The sequence below is a fragment of the Corallococcus sp. CA049B genome (genome assembly GCF_003611685.1).
GTDB lineage: Bacteria > Myxococcota > Myxococcia > Myxococcales > Myxococcaceae > Corallococcus > Corallococcus coralloides.
The window spans coordinates 1-3,235 of sequence record NZ_RAWC01000394.1 but is presented as its reverse complement, the minus strand read 5'-3'; the positions used below and the strand labels follow the sequence as shown (position 1 = coordinate 3,235).

3 protein-coding genes are annotated in these 3,235 nt (G+C 71.2%); 1 reads left to right on the top strand and 2 read right to left on the bottom strand.

Features of this window, described 5'->3' with window-relative positions; genetic code table 11:
* Positions 1 to 76 precede the first annotated feature (76 nt).
* On the top strand, positions 77 to 1,414 hold the full coding sequence (locus D7W82_RS38990; protein WP_120623095.1) for a glutamate--cysteine ligase: 1,338 nt from the start codon (positions 77 to 79) through the stop codon (positions 1,412 to 1,414).
* Between the two features lie 50 nt (positions 1,415 to 1,464).
* Here the strand turns inward: D7W82_RS38990 and D7W82_RS38985 are convergent, their stop codons facing one another.
* Both D7W82_RS38985 and D7W82_RS38980 read right to left on the bottom strand, forming a co-directional pair.
* Positions 1,465 to 2,088 (bottom strand): outer membrane protein, encoded by a 624-nt coding sequence (locus tag D7W82_RS38985; protein WP_120623094.1) that lies wholly within the window; start codon positions 2,086 to 2,088, stop codon positions 1,465 to 1,467.
* 104 nt (positions 2,089 to 2,192) lie between these two features.
* Positions 2,193 to 3,235 (bottom strand): Hsp70 family protein (locus D7W82_RS38980; protein ID WP_147439771.1); only part of this gene is annotated, 1,043 nt, incomplete at its 5' end.

Sequence of the window (3,235 nt, the reverse complement as noted above, 5' to 3'; positions counted from 1 at the left end):
GGGGATGCAGGGCGCATGGGGGCGGGGTGCTCAAATGAGGGCAAGGCCATCGGGCCCCGTTATATAGGGCGCCCTCATGTCCCTCGACCTCAAGCGCGTGGCCTCCGAGCCCCTCACTTCCGCCGCCCCCCTGGTGGAAGAGCTTCGCAAGGCGGAGAAGCCCCGGACCGAGCATCGGCTCGGGCTGGAGCACGAGAAGTTCATCTACCCCGTGGGGTCCGCCCAGCCCCCGCCCTACGAGGGACCGAACGGAATCGGCGCGCTCCTGGAGCGCATCGCCCCGGGCGGCTACGAGCGCTTCCGGGAGACGCCCGAGTCGCCCGTCATCGCGTTGCAGCGCGGGATGGCGGCCATCTCCCTGGAGCCGGGCGGGCAGTTCGAGCTGTCCGGCAGCCCGTTCCGCACGGCGCGGGAGGCGCACCAGGAGAACCTGGAGCACCTGAAGGAGACGAAGGCGGCGGCGTCTGGCTTGGGCCTGCGGCTGGTGGCGCTGGGCTACCGGCCGGTGGGCACGACGGGCGAGATGCCCTGGATGCCCAAGACGCGCTACCAGGTGATGCGCCGCACGCTGCCGGAGCGCGGCCGGCTGGCGCTGAACATGATGCTGATGACGTCCACCGGGCAGGTGTCGCTGGACTGGGCGGATGAAGCGGACTGCGTGCGCAAGACGGTGGCGGTGGCGCGCCTGTCGCCGCTGCTGGTGGCGCTGTACGCCAACAGCCCGCTCGTGGAGGGCAAGCCGTCCGGTTACATGTCCTTCCGCAGCCGCGTCTGGGAAGAGGTGGACCCCACGCGCTGCGGCTACCTGCCGTCGTGGTTCGACGGCTCGTTCTCCTATCAGGCCTATGTGGACTGGGCGCTGGACGCGCCGCTCCTGTTCCTGCGCCGCGAGGGCGAGTACCGCCACCCGAAGCTCACCTTCCGCCAGCTGATGAAGGAGGGCTACGAGGGCAGTCCGCCGGACATGGGGGACTGGACGGACCACCTGTCCACGCTCTTCCCGGAGGTGCGGCTCAAGAAGGTGCTGGAGGTGCGCGGCGCGGACTGTTCCAGCGCGGCCATGACGGGGGCGCTGGGGGCACTCTGGCGCGGCCTCCTCTACGACGCGCAGGCGCTGGAGGAGGCGGAGCTGCTGTTGCCGCGGCTCACCTTCACCGAGCACCTGGCCTTCCACGACACCGCGCGCCGCGAGGGCCTGGCCGGGAAGCTGGGGCCTCGCGAGCTGCACCGGCTGGCCGGGGAGATGGTGGCCATCGCGAAGCGGGGCTTGCAGCGGTTGGACCCCGAGGACGCGCCGCTGCTCGCGCCGCTGGAGGCGGTGGCGGCTTCGGGCCGGTCTCCGGCGCAGGCGGTGCTGGACGCGTGGAAGGAAGATCCGCGTCCGGAAGTGCTGATGACGCGCTTCGAGCTGTGAGGATGTGAGGCGTCCGCGGGGGCTTCACGTCCCGCGGACGCGGAAGCCGCCTAGAAGCGGCCGCCCACGGTGAGGTTGCCGTTGAAGAGGCTGCCCTTGGCGTCATCGTTGGTGCCGGGGATGGTGGCCAGCTCCTCGCCACCGACGAAGCGGTAGGAGGCGCGCACGCCGGCGGACAGGTGGCCCAGGCGGTACTCGATGCCCGCGGCCAGCGGCACCTCCGTCTGCCAGTCGTTGTTGTAGACGTCCTGGGAGCCCGAGGACGCGTGCAGGTAGCTCAGGCCCACGCCCAGACCCACGAAGGGGTGCCACTTGTGGTCGACGATGGGACCCAGCTTGCCCATGAACGTGCCGTTGTTGCGCCAGATGTTGTTTCCGCCGAGCACGCGGGCGTCATCGATGGGGATGTTCTGGCCTTCGTAGCCGACCTCCACGCCGATGTACTTCCAGGGCTGGGCGTTGGCGGTGACGTTGAACAGCGCGCCCACGCCCGTCTCATTGCCCAGCTTGCCGGTGTATCCGCCCAGGCCCACGCCCACGTCCAGGCCGGCCGTGGCGTCCTCTTCGCTGAAGCTGAGCTTGCGCGACACCTCGCTCGCGTCCATCGCGAGGGCCGGTCCCGCCACGCATGTGCCGGCCACCACCAGTCCTGCCACCATCGAAGTGCGTTTCATGACCAGGTTCCTCCTGCTTGAAGTGTGGGACCTGGAATGGAAGCTGGGACGGGAGGGCCGGACAGCGCACCCGCCCTGTGGACGGAGGCAGGAGGCCGAGGGCCTCAGCGCCGGCCGAAGAGCTTCTTCAAACCGGAAAGCAGGCCGCTCGGCCGGGCTTCCGGTTCGGTGTGGAAGGGCGAGCGGGCGATGAGTGCATCGCGGGAGGCGTCGTCCAGCTCTTCCTTCGCGAGCGTCACGGGCTGCCGCTTCGCGCCGGGCAGGGTGGCGCTGAAGGCGAGGGTTCCGTCGGTGGACAGCTCCAGGTGCACCTCCACCTCACCGGGGCGCTCCACGGAGAGAGTGAGGGCGCCGAGCCATTCATTCTCCGTGGCGGTGGCGGCGGTGCCCTGGAAGAAGGCGAGCGCCAGCGGACCGGGGACGGTGATGGGGATGACGAGCGTCTTCGCGGTGGGCAGGCGGGTGTTGCGCTCCAGCACGCGGCGGAAGGTGCCGGCGTCCTCGGCGACGCCGATGGGGGCGGTGAGGACCTCCGAGACGCTGGCGGCGGGCTTGCCGGTCTCCGACAGCAGGAGCGCGTGACCGAGCAGCGCGGCGCCGCGCACCACGGCGGTGCGGGCGTCCACGTCGTCGTCGCGCACGGGCACGCCCAGGCTCTCCTCCAGGCGGCGGCGCACGAGCGGTGAACGGGACTGGCCGCCCACGAGGAGCACGGCGTCCAGGCCTTGAGGGGACAGGGCGTTGGACTCCAGCACCTCGCGGGTGACGGAGACGACGCGCTGGGCGAGGTCTGCGGTGAGGGCCTCCACGCGCTCGCGGTCGAGCTTGGGGCCGGTGCCGGTGGGCAGGGTGACGTCCACGCTGTCCTGGGTGGAGAGGGTCTCCTTGGTGGCTTCCGCGAGGGTGCGCAGGGGGCCCCAGTCGAGCAGGTGTTCGGGGCGGGGGTGGCCCTGTTCCGCGAGGTCGCTGACGAGCGCCTCGGCGATGCGGCCATCGAAGTCCATGCCGCCGAGGGTGGGGTCGCCGCCGGTGGTGACGACCTCCAGGTCGTCGCCGGTGACCTGCACGACGCAGACCTCCAGGCCGCCGCCGCCCAGGTCCACGACGAGGACGCGCTTGCGGGCGAGGCCCCGGCCGTGCGCATACG

Coding starts and splice junctions, on each gene's coding strand:
- D7W82_RS38990 (WP_120623095.1), top strand. CDS start 77: ATGTCCCTCGACCTCAAGCGCGTGGCCTCCGAGCCCCTCACTTCCGCC.
- D7W82_RS38985 (WP_120623094.1), bottom strand. CDS start 2,088: ATGAAACGCACTTCGATGGTGGCAGGACTGGTGGTGGCCGGCACATGC.